The sequence below is a fragment of the Nocardioides pinisoli genome (assembly GCF_024199985.1).
Classification (GTDB): domain Bacteria; phylum Actinomycetota; class Actinomycetes; order Propionibacteriales; family Nocardioidaceae; genus Nocardioides; species Nocardioides pinisoli.
Window position 1 is genome coordinate 68,104 of record NZ_JANARS010000005.1, and the last position, 17,836, is coordinate 85,939.

The 17,836-nt window shown below is 71.7% G+C and carries 15 protein-coding genes; 11 read left to right on the forward strand and 4 right to left on the reverse strand.

The genetic code is table 11. The annotated features are described in order from the left end of the window. Positions 1–53: 53 nt before the first annotated feature. Positions 54–3,362 (reverse strand): Rne/Rng family ribonuclease, encoded by a 3,309-nt coding sequence (locus NCI01_RS12065; RefSeq protein WP_254181737.1) that lies wholly within the window; start codon positions 3,360–3,362, stop codon positions 54–56. 429 nt (positions 3,363–3,791) lie between these two features. Here NCI01_RS12065 and NCI01_RS12070 point away from each other — a divergent pair, with 429 nt between their 5' ends. Beyond that, on the forward strand, positions 3,792–5,564 hold the full coding sequence (locus NCI01_RS12070) for a rhamnosyltransferase WsaF family glycosyltransferase (protein ID WP_254181738.1): 1,773 nt from the start codon (positions 3,792–3,794) through the stop codon (positions 5,562–5,564). Next, entirely contained in the window at positions 5,554–6,774 is a 1,221-nt protein-coding gene (locus tag NCI01_RS12075; RefSeq protein WP_254181739.1) for a glycosyltransferase, read from the forward strand. The genes NCI01_RS12070 and NCI01_RS12075 overlap by 11 nt, the downstream gene beginning before the upstream one ends. On the opposite strand, the gene NCI01_RS12080 is transcribed toward NCI01_RS12075, so the two are convergent. Together NCI01_RS12080 and NCI01_RS12085 are read right to left on the reverse strand one after the other, a co-directional pair. After that, positions 6,729–7,448, reverse strand: a complete 720-nt coding sequence (locus tag NCI01_RS12080; protein WP_254181740.1) for a TIGR03936 family radical SAM-associated protein — start codon at positions 7,446–7,448, stop codon at positions 6,729–6,731. The genes NCI01_RS12075 and NCI01_RS12080 overlap by 46 nt on opposite strands. A gap of 13 nt (positions 7,449–7,461) precedes the next feature. Next, positions 7,462–9,351: a DUF7657 domain-containing protein gene (locus tag NCI01_RS12085; protein ID WP_254181741.1), complete on the reverse strand. Its 1,890-nt coding sequence runs from the start codon at positions 9,349–9,351 to the stop codon at positions 7,462–7,464. 117 nt (positions 9,352–9,468) lie between these two features. Here NCI01_RS12085 and NCI01_RS12090 point away from each other — a divergent pair, with 117 nt between their 5' ends. From NCI01_RS12090 to NCI01_RS12100, 3 genes are read left to right on the forward strand one after another with little or no spacing between them, the layout of a single operon-like run. Further along, on the forward strand, positions 9,469–10,275 hold the full coding sequence (locus NCI01_RS12090; protein WP_254181742.1) for a glycosyltransferase family 2 protein: 807 nt from the start codon (positions 9,469–9,471) through the stop codon (positions 10,273–10,275). Then, the gene (locus NCI01_RS12095; protein WP_254181743.1) at positions 10,272–10,664 is read left to right on the forward strand and encodes a DUF2304 domain-containing protein; all 393 of its coding nucleotides are present in this window, start codon (positions 10,272–10,274) and stop codon (positions 10,662–10,664) included. Before NCI01_RS12090 ends, NCI01_RS12095 begins: the two co-directional genes overlap by 4 nt. After that, positions 10,661–11,563, forward strand: coding sequence for a glycosyltransferase family 2 protein (locus NCI01_RS12100; RefSeq protein WP_254181744.1), 903 nt, complete (start codon positions 10,661–10,663; stop codon positions 11,561–11,563). Before NCI01_RS12095 ends, NCI01_RS12100 begins: the two co-directional genes overlap by 4 nt. Before the next feature lie 12 nt (positions 11,564–11,575). On the opposite strand, the gene NCI01_RS12105 is transcribed toward NCI01_RS12100, so the two are convergent. Beyond that, complete coding sequence (locus tag NCI01_RS12105; protein WP_254181745.1) at positions 11,576–12,676, reverse strand: glycosyltransferase family 4 protein; 1,101 nt, start codon at positions 12,674–12,676, stop codon at positions 11,576–11,578. A 135-nt stretch (positions 12,677–12,811) separates the two neighbouring features. On the opposite strand from NCI01_RS12105, the gene NCI01_RS12110 reads away from it, so the two are divergent. The 6 genes from NCI01_RS12110 to NCI01_RS12135 all read left to right on the forward strand — a co-directional run bounded on the left by NCI01_RS12110 (position 12,812) and on the right by NCI01_RS12135 (position 17,832). Continuing rightward, on the forward strand, positions 12,812–13,690 hold the full coding sequence (locus NCI01_RS12110; protein ID WP_254181746.1) for a glycosyltransferase family 2 protein: 879 nt from the start codon (positions 12,812–12,814) through the stop codon (positions 13,688–13,690). 76 nt (positions 13,691–13,766) lie between these two features. Further along, a complete protein-coding gene (gene rfbF, locus NCI01_RS12115; RefSeq protein ID WP_254181747.1) occupies positions 13,767–14,534 on the forward strand; it encodes a glucose-1-phosphate cytidylyltransferase in 768 nt (255 codons plus the stop codon). Then, the gene (locus tag NCI01_RS12120) at positions 14,516–15,775 is read left to right on the forward strand and encodes a methyltransferase domain-containing protein (RefSeq protein WP_254181748.1); all 1,260 of its coding nucleotides are present in this window, start codon (positions 14,516–14,518) and stop codon (positions 15,773–15,775) included. The genes rfbF and NCI01_RS12120 overlap by 19 nt, the downstream gene beginning before the upstream one ends. Then, positions 15,772–16,305 (forward strand): dTDP-4-dehydrorhamnose 3,5-epimerase family protein, encoded by a 534-nt coding sequence (locus tag NCI01_RS12125; RefSeq protein WP_254181749.1) that lies wholly within the window; start codon positions 15,772–15,774, stop codon positions 16,303–16,305. The genes NCI01_RS12120 and NCI01_RS12125 overlap by 4 nt, the downstream gene beginning before the upstream one ends. After that, the gene (locus tag NCI01_RS12130) at positions 16,287–17,069 is read left to right on the forward strand and encodes an NAD-dependent epimerase/dehydratase family protein (protein WP_254181750.1); all 783 of its coding nucleotides are present in this window, start codon (positions 16,287–16,289) and stop codon (positions 17,067–17,069) included. Before NCI01_RS12125 ends, NCI01_RS12130 begins: the two co-directional genes overlap by 19 nt. Further along, on the forward strand, positions 17,062–17,832 hold the full coding sequence (locus NCI01_RS12135; RefSeq protein ID WP_254181751.1) for a CmcI family methyltransferase: 771 nt from the start codon (positions 17,062–17,064) through the stop codon (positions 17,830–17,832). Before NCI01_RS12130 ends, NCI01_RS12135 begins: the two co-directional genes overlap by 8 nt. The last annotated feature ends 4 nt before the right edge of the window (positions 17,833–17,836 follow it).

Sequence of the window (17,836 nt, forward strand, 5' to 3'; positions counted from 1 at the left end):
CGGGATCGGGTGCCGACCCGGCAAAACGAGGTCGGCCACCCGCTCCCGCGGGCTCAGCGCTTGCGTGAGCCCTTCTTCTTGATCGGGACGTGCTCGACCACCGGGGCCTCGGCCCCGTCAGCTCCGGCGACGCCGTCGGCGGCCGGGACGGCCCCCGGCTGACCGGCTCCGGGCTCAAGGCCCGCGGTGCCCGGCTCGACGACGCCCGACGCGGGCGGGGTGCCCACGCCCGACGGCGGCCCGGCAGGACGGCTGGCGGACCGGCGGCGGGTGCGCGTCACCACCTTCGGCTTCTCGGCCTCTGCCGGCGGTGCCTCGGTGACGGGCGCGGCGACGGGTTCGGCGACGGGCTGGGTGACGGGTTCGGCAGACGGCTCGGGAGCCCGGGCACTGTCCACCGGCTCGTGGGACGCCTGGGGCTCGATCGGTGCAGCCACCGGTGCCTCAGGTGCCTCCGCTGGCGCCTCGGTGGCCGGCTCGGTGGCCGCCTCGGCAGCCGTCTCGGTCGACGCCTCCTCGACCGCACGGTCGGCCCTGGCCATGGCGGCGACGTCCTTGGGCGACGGAGCCGGCGTGTGGTGCGGCTCGGCGGGCTTGCCATTGCCGCCCTCGTTGGCGGACTCCTCGCTGCCCGAGCCGCGGCGGCCGCGGCGCCGGCCGGCGCGACGGCCCTCGCCGTCGTCGGGGCGTGCGTCGGGGTCGACGGGCTGGTCCTTGATGACCACACCGCGGCCGTGGCAGGCCTCGCAGTTCTCGCTGAACGCCTCGAGCAGCCCGGTCCCGATCCGCTTGCGGGTCATCTGCACCAGGCCGAGGGAGGTCACCTCGGCGACCTGGTGGCGGGTGCGGTCGCGACCGAGGCACTCGACGAGCCGGCGGACCACGAGGTCGCGGTTGGACTCGAGCACCATGTCGATGAAGTCGACGACGATGATGCCGCCGATGTCGCGCAGCCGGAGCTGGCGCACGATCTCCTCGGCCGCCTCGAGGTTGTTCTTGGTGACCGTCTCCTCGAGGTTGCCGCCGGACCCGGTGAACTTGCCGGTGTTGACGTCGACGACGGTCATCGCCTCGGTGCGGTCGATGATCAGCGAGCCGCCCGACGGCAGCCAGACCTTGCGGTCCAGCCCCTTGTGGATCTGCTCGTCGATCCGGTAGGTCGCGAACACGTCGCCACCGGTCGCACCGCGCTCGAACTTCTGGAGGCGCTCGGCGAGGTCGGGCGCGACCGACTCGACGTAGCCGTGGACGGTCTCCCAGGCGTCGTCGCCCTCGATGACGAGCTTGGCGAAGTCCTCGGTGAACAGGTCGCGCACGACCTTGAGGGTCAGGTCGGGCTCCCCGTAGAGCAGCTGCGGGCCGGAGCCCTTGTGGGTCGCCTTCTTCTCGATGTCCTCCCAGCGAGCCTTGAGGCGCTCGACGTCTCGCGTCAGCTCCTCCTCGCTCGCACCCTCGGCCGCCGTGCGCACGATCACGCCGGCGGTGTCGGGGACGATCTCCTTCAGGAGCGTCTTGAGTCGGCTGCGCTCGGTGTCGGGCAGCTTGCGGGAGATGCCGGACGTGGTGCCGTCCGGGACGTAGACGAGGAAGCGACCGGCGAGGCTGACCTGGCTGGTCAGGCGGGCGCCCTTGTGGCCGACCGGGTCCTTGGTGACCTGCACGAGGACCATCTGGCCGCTGGAGAGCACCGACTCGATCTTGCGCGGCTGGCCCTCCTTGTGGCCGAGCGACTGCCAGTTGACCTCACCGGCGTAGAGCACGGCGTTGCGGCCCTTGCCGATGTCGATGAAGGCGGCCTCCATCGACGGGAGCACGTTCTGCACCCGGCCGAGGTAGACGTTGCCGATGATCGAGGTCTGCGACTCGCGGGCGACGTAGTGCTCCACGAGGACCTTGTCCTCGAGCACGGCGATCTGGGTGAGGTCCTGGCGCTGGCGGATCACCATCACCCGCTCGACCGACTCGCGGCGGGCGAGGAACTCGGCCTCGCTGACGATCGGAGCCCGGCGGCGGCCGGCCTCGCGGCCCTCGCGACGGCGCTGCTTCTTGGCCTCGAGACGGGTGGAGCCGGCCACCGCGGTGATCTGGTCCTCGGCCGAGCGCGTCTTGCGGACGCGAGTCACGGTGTTGGGCTCGGCGTCGTCGGAGGAGCCCTCCTCGCCGGCACGGCGGCGACGTCGACGGCGCCGCGAGGAGCCCTCCCCGTTGCCGTCGGAGGAGTCGGAGTCGCTGTCCGTGGGAGTGGAGGTCGTCGCCTCGACGGTGTCGTCCGCGGCGTCGGTGGCCGCGCCCTCGGAGTCACCGCCCTCGCCGCCGCCCTCACCGGACTTGCGACGACGACGGCCGCCGCGGCGGCGACGACGACGGCCGGAACCGCCGTCACCCTCGGAGTCGTCCTCGGACTCGGCGGAGCCGGAGTCGGAGTCGGAGTCGGCAACGGCGTCGGAGGCATCGGACGCCTCGACGTCCGCCCCGACGGCCTGGGTCGTGGCGCCCTCGTCCTCGTCCTCGTCAATGGGGGCCGCGTCGTCAGGCTGCTCGGCGGCGGCCTTCTTGCCGGACCTCTTCCCGGCCGGCTTCTCGGCAGCGGACTTCTTCGCCGCCGTCTTCCTCGCCGACTTCTTCGCCGCCACGGGCGCCTCGGCGGTGTCCTCGGACGCCACCTCGTCCGGGGCGGCCTCGACAGCCGCCTCCTCGACCGGTGCGGGTGCTGCCTTCTTGCGCGTACGGCGGGTGGTCGTGGTGACGACCGGCGGCTGGAACAGCACCGCAGGACCGGTGGACGTGGGAGCGGGCGCCTCGGCCTCGGGAGCGTCCTCGTCTGCCGCAGCGGCGACGGGTGCCTCGGGCTCCTGCGGTGCCGCAGCGGTCTTCCTGGTGCTGGTCCGCTTGGCGGCCGCCTTCTTGGCCGGCGCCTTGGCGGCCGACTTGCGTGCCGCCGCCTTCTTCGCGGGAGCCGGGGCGTCCTCGCTCACGTCGGCCTCGGGCCCCACCGCGGGAGCCCCGGCCTCGGGTGCCTCGGGTGCCTCGGGGGCCGCCTTCTTCGCCGCGCTCTTGCGAGCGGGCGCCTTCTTGGCGGGCGCCCGGCGCGAGGTCGTCTTGCGCACGACAGGGGCCTCGGCGTCACCGGCCGCGGGGACGGCGTCCGGGACCCCGCCGGAGGCCGCCTCGGGGGCGCCGGGGGCGTCCGGGGCGTCCGCAGCCGGCGCGGCGGCCGCCTTCTTGGCCGGCGCCTTGCGCGTACGACGCGTCACGACGGGCGCGGCAGGCGGCGTGGCCGCGGCGGGATCGCCGGCCGTGCCGGGCGTCGAGGACCCCGACTCGGTGCGGTTGGACTGGTCGGGCTGGTCATCACTGAGCATGTGGTGCTCCTCGGGCACCGTGACGGTGCCGATACGGCGCCCACCGATCTCGATCGGCGATCACGGAGGACGCAAAGCTTCTGTGGCGGCGACACCCTCCGCGTGTGCGTCTCCGTGCAGCTGCGCGCCACCCGCCGCGGTCGCCGGGCCACCGCGAGTCGCTGTCACCGACTCCTGTGGCCGCGTCGCGGTCCGGTGACGTCCACCCACCCGGGGTGCCGACCACTGGCGCGGCCGGCGAGAACGTCGTCGGCTCGACGGATCCCGACGGTGGTCGGGGCGTCGAACGTGGCGAGTATCGCACACCGCGCGTCACCTGCCCCAAGGCGCGCGGCGAACGGGCGCGCCCGGATCCGCCGATATGCTCCCCGGACACCCGAACGCACCCGTTCGACCCGCATCCGATCCTCATCAGGGGGGACGCCCGAGTTGGCCACGACAGAGCGCAAGATCCACCGACGCGAGATCAGCGACGCCGACCTGCTGCGCGAGTCCGACCTCTTCGACGAGGAGTTCTACCTCCAGCACAACCCCAAGCTCCGCGAGCAGGGCAAGGACCCGGTCACGCACTACCTCACGCGCGGCGGCTTCAACGGCAAGGACCCCTCGGCCGCCTTCTCGTCCCGCTCCTACCTCCAGCGCAACCCGGAGGTGGCGGCCGCGAAGATCAACCCGCTGGTGCACTACCTCCGCATCGGGCGGGCCGAGGGCAGGAGCATGAACCCCCTCGCCGACGACATCGCCCTGATCGTCGAGTCCGGCCTCTTCGACCCCGACTACTACCGGCACTTCCACCCCGACCTGCCCGAGGACGCCGACCTGGTCCGCCACTACCTGCGCTTCGGTGCCCGTCGTGGCGACGACCCCAGTGAGCTGTTCTCCACCACCGGCTACCAGCGGCAGAACGTCGACGTCGCCAAGAGCGGCGCCAACCCGCTGCTGCACTACCTCCGCTTCGGACGCCACGAGGGCCGGATCGCGCCCCGGGGCCGGCTGCGCGAGCCCTACTTCGACAGCCTGTTCGCCCAGCAGTGGGCCCAGCTCGCGCCACTGCCGGTCGCCCACCTCGCGTCGGTGACGCCGAGGGTGACCGTGCTGACCGACAGCGTCGGGCCGTCCAGCCTCTTCGGCGGCGTCGGCACGTCGGTGATCCTCGCGATCCTCCTCGCCAACCGCTTCGGCGCGACGCTGCGCATCGCCACCCGCACCGAGGCCCCGGACCCGAGTGTCGTCGCGACCCTCGAGCAGGCGTCCGGCGTGCGGCTCGAGGGGGCGCTCGAGACGGCGTACGTCCCGGTGTCGGGCGACGCGGAGCTGGCGGTCGCCGACGACGAGATCGTCATGACCACGTCGTGGTGGACCACCCGGGCCACGCTCGGCAGCACGCTCCCCCGCGAGCAGGTGCTCTACCTGCTGCAGGAGGACGAGCGGATGTTCTACGCCTTCGGTGACGAGCGGCTGATGTGCAGCGAGACCCTCGGCGAGCGCGGGATCACCGTGGTCGTCAACACCCAGCGGCTGCTCGACCACCTCGGGTCCCCCGACAACTACCCCCACCTCGCCGACGAGGCGATCGCGCTCACGCCGGCGTTCCCCGGCGGACTGCCACGCGAGGGCGCCGACCTCGGCCCGCGGCCCGAGGGCAAGCGTCGCCTCTTCTTCTACTCCCGCCCCGAGAACGCCCGCAACCTCTTCTGGCGCGGCGGCACGGTCCTGTCCCGCGCCGTCGAGCGGGGCATCCTCGACCCCGAGGAGTGGGAGCTGCACCTCGTCGGGCGCCGCACGCCCGACCTGACCTTCCCGCGCGACACCAAGCCGCTGGTCGTGGAGGGGCTCAACTGGCTCGACTACCAGGCGCTGGTGCACACCATCGACGCCGCGCTGGTGCTGATGGACACGCCGCACCCGTCCTACCCGCCGCTCGACCTCGCAGCCGCCGGCGTCCCCGTGCTGACCAACACGCACGGCAGCAAGCAGGACCTGAGCGACTACTCGGCCAACATCCTCACCGCCCCCTCGACGGTCGACGGGCTCCTCGAGGGCATGGAGCGGCTGCTCGCGCTCTCCGACGACCGGGCCCGGCGCACGGCCAACCTGCGGGCCGACGCCATCGAGCGCGACTGGAACACCAGCCTCGCCCCCACCGTCGACGCCCTCGTCGAGCGGTTCGCGGCCGTGATGCGGTCCGGCGATGTTCGCTGACCTGCCACGTCCCACCGGACCGCTCCCGGTCCTGTGGGACAGCACCGTGACGCAGCGCGTCGGGCGGATGCTCGACGGCGAGGTGCGGGTGGCCTGGTTCTACGGCCAGCCCGACACCAGCACCTTCCGCTACCGCGTGGCCAACGTGGTCGAGGCCGTCAACAGCGACCCCGACGGCGTGGTCGGCGCGGGGTGGTTCAGCGACGACGACATCCCCTCCGTGCTCCCGGTCGTGCCGCAGCTCGACGCGATCGTCCTCGCCCGGCACCGCTACGGCGGCAACGTACGACGCCTCGCCGCGACGGCCGCGCGAGCCGGCGTACCCCTCCTGTTCGACACCGACGACCTGGTGTTCGACACGGCCTACGCCGGCCTGGTCATGGACTCGCTCGGCCGCGACGCCACGGTGAGCCTGGACTGGGACGTCTGGTTCTCCTACATGGGCCGGCTCAACGCCACCCTCGGCCTGTGCGAGGGGGCCTTCACGACCAACCAGACGCTCCGCGCCGAGCTCGGCCGTCACCTGCCCCTCGACAGCGTCCACGTGGTGCCCAACGTGCTCAACCGGGTGCAGCAGGACTACAGCCGCAGCCTGCTCGAGGCCAAGCAGTCGTCCGGCTACCGACGCTCGGGCCCGGTGACCATCGGCTACTTCAGTGGCACCCCCTCGCACGTGCGGGACTTCACCGTCGCTGCGCCCGCGCTCGCCCGCCTGCTCGACCGTGACCCCGACGTGGCCGTGCGGATCGCCGGCTTCCTCGACGACGTCGGTCCGCTGGAGGAGTTCCGCGACCGCATCGAGTTCGTGCCGTTCATGCACTACGTCGAGCTGCAGCACTCGATCGCGGAGGTGGAGGTCAACATCGCGCCCCTCCAGCACAACGCCTTCAACGTCTGCAAGTCCGACCTCAAGTTCTTCGAGGCCGCGGTGGTCGGCACGTGGACCGTGGCCTCCCACACGCCGTCGCTCGACGCCGCTGTCACCGACGGGGTGACCGGGCGACTGGCCCGCGACCACGAGTGGGACGGTGCGCTCGCGGAGGCGGTCGACCTCGCACGCGACACGGACCGCTACGCCGCGACCATGACGGCGGCCGCGGAGCACGCGCACCGGACCTGGGCGTGGGACTCGGTCGCCGCCTCCGTGCGCCGAGCGCTCGACGCTCAGCTGGCGAAGGGGTCGCCGACCTCGCCGGTCGCCTCGTCGTAGGGGCCCTGGTCGAGCCGGGTCAGCAGGGCCGGGCCGCTCGCGACCAGCCCGCCGAGCCGAGTCATCCCCGAGAGGATGTCGTCGGCACGCACCGCCGGCTCACCGTGGCGCAGCACCAGCTCGATCGTCGTCGGCGCGCCATCGGCCGCGTCGACGACCGCGAGCGACGAGACCGCCGCGCGGGCGTCGAAGCTGCGCAGGCCGCGCTTGGTCATCCGCTCGACGGTCACCTCGGGGGCGGCGAGGAACGCCTCCACCGCGCGTTCGGCCTCGGGACGGGGCACGTCGACCTCGATCCTCCAGCGACTGGCCTGGAGCCGGTCGGACAGCGAGCCGCCGGACGACTCCACCACCGCCAGCACGTCGAGCCCCGGCGGGAGCGAGGCGTCGAGGAGCTGGTGCACCTCGGCGGGGACCAGCACCTCCGCGAGCGCCAGCTCGAGGTACTCCGCCTCGCTCGCCGCCCCGGTGGGTGAGGCGCCGGCGTAGGAGATGCGCGGGTGCGGGTTGAAGCCCGACGAGTAGGCCATCGGGATGCGCGCGCGGAATACGGCGCGCTCGAACGCGCGGGAGAAGTCGCGATGGCTGGTGAAGCGCAGCCGGCCGCGCTTGGCGTAGCGGACGCGGAGGCGCTGGACCGGGGGCGGCTGCTGGGGAGGATCCTGTCGGGGCATGGCGGGGGTCAGGCTATCGCCCGGTCCGTCCCTCCACCGAGTAGACCCAGCGCGGCTCCCCGCCCCAGTCGAAGCTCCGCTCGGGCCGCAGGCAGTCGAGGTCGAGCTCACGCTTGGCCACGACCGTCGTCAGCCGCGGGAGCCGGTCCGCCACGACGCACGGTGAGCCGGCGACGTGGATCACGTCGGGCGTCGGGTTGGTCCACTCGAGCCGCTCGCGTCCGGACCAGGAGAACCAGATGTAGGCCCCGCCGCGGTTCCACACGTCCTCGTGCTCACGGCCCGGGTCGAGCCGGCCCCAGACCTCCGGGTCCGGGCCCGACATCTGCCGTCCGGAGAACGCCGGGACACCGGTGGCCATCATCAGCGCGTCGACGGAGTAGTGGTCCGAGGCCCACACGCCCCCGTCCGCGCGGGCTGCCTCTCCCTCCTCGAGCATCTCGCGCGCCGCCGTGCTGTCGCGCAAGTCGCCGAGCCCGACGAGCACGGGGTTGACGTGCCACACCAGCGAGAACGCGAGCGCCCCGCCGAGGACGTAGCCCGCCGCGTGGCGGGGCCGGTAGGTGAGGGCGAACACCGTCACGGCGAGGGCGAGCGCCGCCAGCCAGATGCCGCCGACGGTGAGGGCGGGGATGGTCTGCAGACGCAGCAGCGATCCGGCGTACGCCGCCATGGCCGCGGTCGTGCCCGCCGCCATGAGCGACCACGAGACGGTGCCACGCGCCGGCGCAGCAGGCAGCAGCAGGCACAGCAGCAGGACCCCGAGGTGGCCGAGCACCTGGGTCGACCTCGCGGAGGGGACCTGGTTGAGCAACGGGAGGCTGGAGCCGAACGCTCCGAAGTCGACGGTCGACCAGAGCACCCAGAACCCGGTGACGGCCAGCATCGAGACGACGGCCCACCGCTGGCCCGGCACGCGCCACGACACTCCGCGGGCGAGCAGCAGCACGGCGAGCACGAGGGCCACCGTGAACCCCGAGGAGATCTCGGACGAGTTGGACCCGAGCACCTCCACGCCGCCGGCCAGGATGCCGAGGTTGGTGGCGCCGAGGACCGACTGGAGGGCGTTGGCCGAGCCCGAGAGCACCCGGGCCCCGGGATACACGGTGCCGGCGGTCGCGGCGATCGCCTCGCGGTTCTCCAGGTAGAGGGTCGCCAGGAACACCAACGTCAGCGCCGCGACCCCGCCGACCGCCGCGATCGTGCGGCGGCGCGCCGGCGATGCGGCCAGCAGGGCGGCGACCGTGCCGAGCAGGACCGCCGGGACGACGACCACCGCCCACGGCGGGTAGAAGAGCGGTGTGCGGACGAGGAGCCAGGCCGAGGCCACCATCCACGCGCCCGCCTGCCACCACCGGCCGGTCTCGACGATCCGTGAGGCACGCTGCAGCGCCACGGCACCGGCGAGGGTGAAGCCGAGCAGGTTGCCGTGGCTGCTCGACCACCACGCGTTGGCCGGCGAGAAGAGGATCAGCGCGGCGGCGAACCACCCCACCCAGCGGCTCCCGGTCAGCGTCCGGAACCACGCGGGCGCCGCGAGGAGGAGCAACAGGGTGCCCAGCCAGTACCTGGCGGAGAAGAGGATCCCGTCGGGCAGCCAGGGCCCCAGCCGCAGGAGCGACCCGTCGAGGAACAACAGCGACGTGGCAGGACCGGTCGGCAGCCCACTGAGGTAGGCCTGCGACGCGGTGAGTGGGTTGTGGTCATCGGCGTCGCCCGTGGCCGTGACACCCAGGACCAGCGGGCTCGTGGTCAGGAACTCGTCCGATCGCGTGGAGCGTGCCTCCCCCAGCATGACTCCGGACGGGTCTGCCGGGTCGACACGGAGCTCGGACGCCCCGATCGAGGACTGGGTCACCCCGCCCAGGGACACCAGGACGTAGAGGACGAGAGGTGCGACCACGTGCCAAGGGACTGATGACAGCCGGGTCCGACGCGGTGCGCCAACATTGTCGTGGCCCACCGGGACCTGGCCTCCTGACGACTTGGACATGGGAGCGGCCGCGATAGTATCGCGGTCATGTCTGGGAGGCGCGTGCTCATCATCGTGCCCGCGTGGAACGAGCAGGACTCCATCGGTGGGACCATCGCCGAGATCCGCGAGTGCGTCCCCGATGCCGATCTCCTGGTGATCGACGACGGCTCCCTCGACCTCACCGCGCAGCGCGCCCAGGCCGCCGGCGCCTCTGTCTGCTCACTCCCGTTCAACCTCGGTGTCGGCGGCGCCATGCGCACCGGCTACCGCTACGCGCTCCGCAACGGCTACGACGCCGCCGTCCAGATCGACGCCGACGGCCAGCACGACCCGCGCTACCTCGCGCGGCTGCTCACCGAGCTCGGATCTGCCGACGTGGTGATCGGTGCGCGGTTCGCCACGCCCGACGACCCCTACAAGGTGCGGGGGCCACGACGCTGGGCCATGGTCCTGCTCGCACGGGTGCTCTCCCGCCTGGCCCACACCCGCCTGACGGACGTGACGTCCGGCTTCCGGGTCTCCAACCGCCGGGCCATCTCCGTCTTCGCGACCCACTACCCCGCTGAGTACCTCGGCGACACGGTCGAGTCCCTCGTCATCGCGGCCCGCGCCGGGTGCACCATCACCCAGGTCCCGGTGACGATGCGAGCCCGTGTCGCGGGTCGTGCCTCCCACTCGCCGGTGAAGGCCGCGGTCTACCTGTGCCGCGCGATCGTCGCCCTGGTCCTCGCCCTCGTGCGTGACTGGCCAGCCCAGCTCGAGGAGGGCTCGACGGCCGAGGACGTCGAGGGCGGGCTGCCCCCGGGCGTCCACCCCGGCGCAGCGCCTCAGCATCAGGAGGTCCGACCGTGAGCGGCGTGACGATCCTGGGGCTCGCTGGCTCGGTCATCATCCTGCTCGCCCTGTTCGAGATGATGCGTCGCCACCGGCTGCGGGAGAAGTACGCGCTCATCTGGGCGTTCGTCGCGTTGGCAATCATCACCATCGCGGCGTTCCCCCTCATCCTCATCAAGACGTCGGCCGCCATCGGCCTGGCCGTCCCGGCCAACCTGCTGTTCTTCGGCGCCTCGATGGTCATCATGGTCCTGACGCTCCAGCACAGCTCCGAGCTCGGGCGCCTTGAGGAGCGCACCCGCACCCTCGCCGAGGAGATCGCCCTGCTCCGCCTCGAGATCGACCGGCACCGTCACCCCGGCGGCGCGCTCCGCTCCGGCGAGACGCCCGACGAGTTGCGCGAGTGAGCCACGCGACCCCGGGCCCGCTGGAAGTCTTCATTCCCTTCTGGGGCGATCCCGACCTGCTCTACGCCACCGTCGAGAGCGTCAAGGCGCAGACCGACCCCGCATGGGTGGTCACGGTCGTCGACGACTGCTATCCCGACCCGGATGTCGCCACGCACTTCGCGCGTGAAGTCGATCCGCGCATCCGCTACGAGCGCAACGCGACGAACCTCGGCATCGAGGCCAACTTCCAGCGCTGCCTCGACCTCGCCTCAGGCGAGCTCATGATGTTCATGGGGTGCGACGACCTCCTCGAGCCCGGCTTCGTGGCCCGCACCCATGCGCTGGTGCAGATGCACCCGGAGGCCGACATCATCCAGCCTGGGGTCCGGGTCATCGACGACGACGGAACGCCCGCCACCACGCTGGCCGACCTGGTCAAGGCGCGGCTGAGGCCACGGGTCTCCGCGCCCGTCGTCCTCACGGGAGAGCCGCTGGCGGCGAGCCTGCTGCGCGGGAACTGGCTCTACTGGCCCTCGTTGGTCTTCCGCACCGAGCGAGTTCAGCGGTTCGCCTTTCGGCGCGACCTCCCGATCATCCTCGACCTCGCGTTGGTGATCGACATGCTGGCCGACGGCGCAGCCCTCCTCCTGGATCCTGAGGTCACCTTCGCCTACCGACGCCATGCGACCAGCCTGTCGGGCACGGCCCTGGCGGACGGCAGCAGGTTCACCCAGGACAGGCGATACTTCGCCGATGCCGCCGAGCAGATGCACCGGGTCGGCTGGCCCCGGGCCGCGAGGGCCGCAGGTTGGCGGTGGACGTCTCGACTGCACGGTCTTGCCGCGCTGCCCCACGCCGCACGGAGCCAGCGACGCGCGGGCCTGGCCCAGGCACTACGCCACGCCTTCGGCCGTTGAGCGAGGAGCTGCTCAACCTTGACCCGCGAGGGCGCGGTGGAAGACCTCCAAGGTCTCTCGCGCGACGCGCTCCCAGCTGAACGAACGCGACCTCTCCAGTCCGGCAGCCGCCATCACGGACAGCTCGTCGGGGCGGGTGGCCGCCAGCCGTATGGCACTGGCGATCGACTCGAGGTCGAGCGGGTCGAACCACACGGCTGCGTCGCCTCCCACCTCGCGGAGCACCGGTAGGTCCGAGGCAAGCACCGGAAGACCCTCGGCCATCGCCTCAAGTATCGGCAGCCCGAACCCCTCGGCGAGGGTCGGGAACGCCATCGCCCGGGCTCGGGACCGCAGGTCGGCCAGCTCGTCGTCGGCGACCCAGCCACGCAGCTCCACCCAGTCGGCCAGGCCGGCCTCGGCGACGACCGGGGCGAGCGGGTCCTCCCCGCGACCACCTGTGATCACCAGCCGTGGGCGGACGTCCTGCTCCACGAGCGCGAGGGCACGGATCAGGCGGTCCCAGTTCTTGTGGGGACGGCGCTGTCCGCTGGCGAGGATCAGGTTCTCGGTGCGACCGTCGACGGCGACCCGGTCCACCGGCTGCCCCGCCGCCAGCGGCACGACGTGAAGCCGGTCCCGAGGGAAGTCGAGGTACTTCACGATCTCGGCGGCCGACACCTGGCTGTCGGTGATCACGTGGGCGGCGTTGGCCGCCCCTCGCTGCTCCATCCACATGACCGGTCGCGTGTAGAGCGGCGTGGTCATCAGCTCGGGGTGGCTCCAGTAGAGCATGTCGTGGATGGTGATGACGGTCGGCATCGACGTCCACATCGGCCCCAGCGTCGCCGGCGAGTGCACGAGGTCGGCCTTGCGGCGGCTTGCGACCCAGCTGGAGGAGACCAGCTCGCCGAACGCCCAGATGAAACGGTTCTCGCCGCTGATGCGCGACGCGATGACCTCGCCGGGGAACCACGAGAGGTCGAGTCGAGCGCCTTCGAGGCTGGCGAGAGCCACGAAGTCCAGCCCGGTCTCCATTCGTCCGAGGTGGCCGTAGAGCTCGCGCGTGTAGGTCTCCATACCGCCCTTGGTACCTGTGTAGGACAGCATGTCGACGAGGACGAGGGGGCGCACAAGGGTCCTTCCAGGAGGGGCAATGGAGTCCCAGTGTCCATGACCGCCGAGTCGACGCGCACCGGCAGGGGCGGTGTCCCTTCGATGTCAGGTGATGCGATGCTGACGCACACCACGTGAACACCGAGGGAGACCATGGACGGCAGGGCCACCGTATCGATCGCGATACCCGTCTACAACGGCGAGGACTACGTGGCCGAGGCGCTCGACTCGGTCCAGCAGCAGACCCGGACGCCCGATGAGGTCCTCGTCTTCGACAACTGCTCCACCGATCGGACGTGGGAGATCGCGTCGACGCGGGTGGGCGAGGAGAACGTCAGGCGCAGCCAGACCAACCTCGGAGCGGTAGCGAACTTCAACCGGGCCGTCGAGGAGGCCTCCGGCGAGTACTTCGCATGGCTCGGGGCGGACGACCGCCTGGCTCCGGGTTTCGTCGAACGCACCCTCGAGACGTTGCGTGCCCATCCCGGGGCGCCGGCGTGCCTCTCGGCGATCCAGTTCATCGATCCCGAGGGCACCCGGCTCGGTGTGCAGCGTGATGCGGAGCTGTCCTCGACCGACGCGCGGACGAGGCTGCGGTCCTTCCTCAACCGGCGCCGCTGGACGGAGGTCTACTGCCTCTACCGGCGCGACGTGCTCCTGAACTCACCGATGTTCCAGCCGGAGTTCGGCGCGGACGTACTGCTCACCTGGTGGTTCCTGCTGCGGGGGCCCCTCGTCGTGCTGGACGAGCCATTGGTCGAGTACCGGACCTACCCCGTGAAGTCGGCTGACGCCACCGCCGAGTCGCTCAATCCCACGGTCAAACGACGCCGCTGGCTGATGACCACGCTGTGGCGGAGCCTCTGGCGCGACGCCGGCGCACCAGCCGTCGAGCCCCAGGTCAGGCGGGCGGCGCGCAGCGAGCTGGTGCGGTGCCTGGTCCACCGCTATTGGATCAAGCACATCGCGTGGGACTTCTACCTCGTCGGCGGTGACCTCGTCCGGCGACGCCGCCGCGGCGCGCGGACGTGACGGCCGGGCGGGGCGAGACCCGCGCGCTTCGCTAGGGTCGTCGCCTGACATCGCTGGACGAGGAGAAGAGCTGATCGTGAAGACCGTGATCCTGGCCGGGGGGCGGGGAACCCGTCTGGCCGAGGAGACCCACGCGATCCCCAAGCCGATGGTCGCCGTGGGTGACCGGCCGATCCTCTGGCACATCATGCAGCACTACGCGGCCCACGGGCACACGGACTTCGTGGTGGCCCTCGGCTACAAGGGATACGTGATCAAGGAGTACTTCGCCAACCAGCTGATGCACTCCTGCGACATGTCGGTCGACCTCGCGACCGGCTCGGTGGAGTACCTCTCCCGCAGCAAGGTCGACTGGAAGGTGACCCTGATCGACACCGGCGCGGACTCCATGACCGGCGGCCGCATCAAGCGCCTCGCGCCGATCCTCACGGAGCGGTTCCTGCTGACCTATGGAGACGGCCTCTCCGACGTACCCGTCGAGGCGGTCGTGGCCCACCACGAGCGGGTGGGAGCGCTGGCGACGGTGACCGCCGTGCACCCGCCGCCGCGGTTCGGCTCGCTCGGGCTGGCCGACGGCCTGGTCGAGGACTTCCGCGAGAAGCCTCGCGACTCCCACGACTGGATCAACGGCGGCTATTTCGTGGTCGAGCCCGAGGTGCTGGACCTCATCGAGGGCGACGCGACGTCGTTCGAGGCGGCACCGCTCAGCCGGCTCGCCGAGCAGGGACGCCTCGGCGCCTATCAGCACGAGGGCTTCTGGATGCCCATGGACACCATCCGCGAACGCGACGAGCTCAACAAGATCTGGGAGTCAGGACAGGCACCGTGGGTGAGCACCCGATGAGCGACGAGCTGACGCCGCGCGGGGTCCACACGTGCCGCGGATGCGGTGCCGACGGCCTCGTGTCGGTCCTCGACCTCGGTCGGCAGCCGCTTTCGAACGAGATGGCCCTCTCGACCGACGAGCCGAGCCCCACCTTCCCCCTCCACCTGCGGGTGTGCCCGAGCTGCGGCCTGGGCCAGATCGGCGAGTACGTCCTTCCCGACCGGATCTTCGGCGCCGAGTACCCCTACCTCTCGTCGGTGAGCACGTCGTGGCTCGCCCACGCCGGGGAGTACACGCGACACATGACCGAGGAGCTCGGCCTGTCTGAGGGCGACCTGGTGATGGAGGTGGCGAGCAACGACGGCTACCTGCTGACCCAGATGCGCGACAGCGGCATGCGGGTGGTGGGCATCGAGCCGGCCGGCAGGGTGGCCGAGATAGCCCGCAGTCGCGGCGTGGAGACCGTCAACGACTTCTTCGGGCTCGAGGTGGCCGAGCAGGTCGCGGAGACCTACGGCCGCCCTCGTCTGATCGCCGCCAACAACGTCATGGCCCACGTGCCCGACCTGCAGGACTTCATCGCGGGCCTGAGCCACCTGTGCGACGACGACACGGTCGTGACGGTGGAGAACCCGTCCTTCGTCACGCAGATGCTCGAGACCCAGTTCGACACGATCTACCACGAGCACTTCTGCTACCTGTCCGCGCACGCCGTCGCGGCCGCCACCGCCGGCGCCGGGCTGGAGCTGACCCGGGTGGAGAAGCTGACCACCCACGGCGGCTCGAACCGCTACTGGCTGACCCGCACCGGCACGCGGGAGGCGCACTCGAGCGTGGCAGAGGTCATCGCCGAGGAGCTGGCCGCCGGGCTGCTCACGCCGGACCTGTGGGACGACTTCGCCGCCCGGAGCCGCGCGGTGATCGAGGGGCTGCGGACATGGCTCGACGAGCGGCACGCGGCCGGGCGTACGGTCGCCGGCTACGGCGCCGCGGCCAAGGGCAACACGCTGATGAACGCGGCCGGTGTGCGGCACGACGACCTGGTGCTCGTCGTCGACGGCAGCGAGGCCAAGCAGGGCAAGTTCCTGCCCGGCAGCCACGTCCCCGTGGCCGCCCCCACCGAGCTCGCCGCCGCGGCGCCCGACGACGTGCTCGTCCTGCCGTGGAACATCGCGCCCGAGATCAGCCGCCTCGTCGGCGAGCTCGTCCCGGGCGCGACGTCGTGGATCGCCGTGCCCGAGATGCGGGAGATCGGGTGATCGAGGACCTCGGGCTCCGAGGCGCAGCGCTGCTCCGAGGTGCTCGTCACCACGACGAACGAGGGTTCCTGCGCAAGGTGCTGGTGACCGAGGAGGCCCGGGCCCACGGGCTCGACACGACCTTGGCCGAGGTGGTGACCACCACCAACGAGGTCGCCGGGACCATCCGCGGGATGCACTACCAGGTCGCGCCGTCGGCCGAGGTGAAGACGTTGTGGGTCACCGACGGCTCCCTGCTCGACGTCCTCGTCGACCTCCGTCCCGACGAGCCGACCTACGGTCAGTGGATCGCCGTCGAGCTGTCGTCGGCGGACGACGTCGCCCTCCACGTGCCCGCCGGCATCGCCCACGGCTACCAGACGCTGGAGGACGACACCCGGCTGACGTACCTCATCAGCGCCGACCACTCCCCCGAGCACGCTCGGACGCTGAGCTGGGACGACCCGATCGTGGCGATCGAGTGGCCCTTGCCGCCGACCCGGATCTCGGCCAAGGACCGCGAGGGGCACGCGTGGCCGCCGGCACCCTGATCACCGGCGCCTCGGGCCTGATCGGCACCTGGGTGCTGCACCACTGGTCCGACACCGGCACGACGCCGATGCCGGTCCGGCACGCCGACGTCGACCTGCTGGCCCCGGGGGCGGCGGCAGACCTGGTCGCCCGTACGACGCCGGCACAGGTCGTGCACCTGGCCTGGTCGGCGAGCGGCAACGCCGACTACCGCACCTCGGACGACAACGACCGCTGGTTGACGGCCACTCTGGAGCTGGTCGAGGCGGCGCGCTCAGTCGGCAGCGCCGTGTGGCTGACCGGCACCGCGGTCGACGACGCGACCGACGCCACGGACGCCTACACCCGCAGCAAGGCGGGGCTCAAGGCGCGCCTCGCCCCGCTCATCGAGGCATCGGTCGTCGGGTGGCTGCGTCCCTACTACGTGTTCGACGAGGCACGCCGGCGCCCCGCGCTCGTTGACCTCGCCGTGACCACGCGCGAGCGTGGCGAGACCCTCCACCTGCGCAGTCCCCACCAGCACCACGACTTCGTCCACGCCTCCGACGTGGGACGCGCGATCGTGGCGTCGGTGACCCACGGACTCACCGGCGAGGTGCCGATCGGGTCGGGGAGGTTGCGGTCCGTCGCAGACCTCGTGACCCGCCTCGACACCCCGTGGTCGGCCGACCAGGCCGAGCTGGACACCCCCCCGACTCACTCCGGCGACGTCGCCGACACCACCCGCCTGGCCGCCGTCGGCTGGGAGCCCACCCGAACCGAGGAGTTCTTCACCCATGGCTGACACCACCGACCGTTCCTCGCACGGCGACTACGTCCCCGACGGCAGCGAGTTCGCCGACCAGCGTCGGGCGTGGCGCGAGTCCCTCGCCAACGACCAGGCGCTGCGCCAGCAGGCCGTCGACCTGCAGGTCGCAGCGGAGCGCCACAGCTACACCTACCAGTGGGAGTGGGCGGGCGTGCCGGTCATCCGGATCCCCGACGACGTCATGGTGCTGCAGGAGCTCTTCTGGAGCTACCGACCCGAGCGCGTCGTGGAGACGGGCGTCGCCCGCGGCGGCAGCATGCTCCTCAACGCCAGCCTCATGCGCATGTGCGGCATCGAGCCGGCCGTGCTCGGCATCGACCACAAGCTGTTCCCCCACACCACCACCGCCCTCGCAGAGCACCCGCTGGGTGGCGGCGTGACCCTCCTCGAGGCGGACTCGACGTCCGGCGACGCGGTCGACGCGATGCGTGACTTCATCGACGGCGCCGAGCGGGTCGTGCTGGTCCTCGACAGCAACCACACCCACGACCACGTGCTCGGCGAGCTCGAGGCGCTGGCCCCCTTGCTCCCGTCGGGCGGCATGGTCCTCGTGGCGGACACCCTCGTCGAGGAGTTCCCCGAGGGCCACTACCAGGGCCGTCCCTGGGACCGCGGCGACAACCCGATGACGGCGGTCAACACCTTCCTGGAGGCGCACGACGGCTTCACCCGCGCACAGGAATGGGGACGCCGCGCCCTGGTCACCGAGTTCCGGGACGGCATCCTGCGTCGTCGCTGAGCGG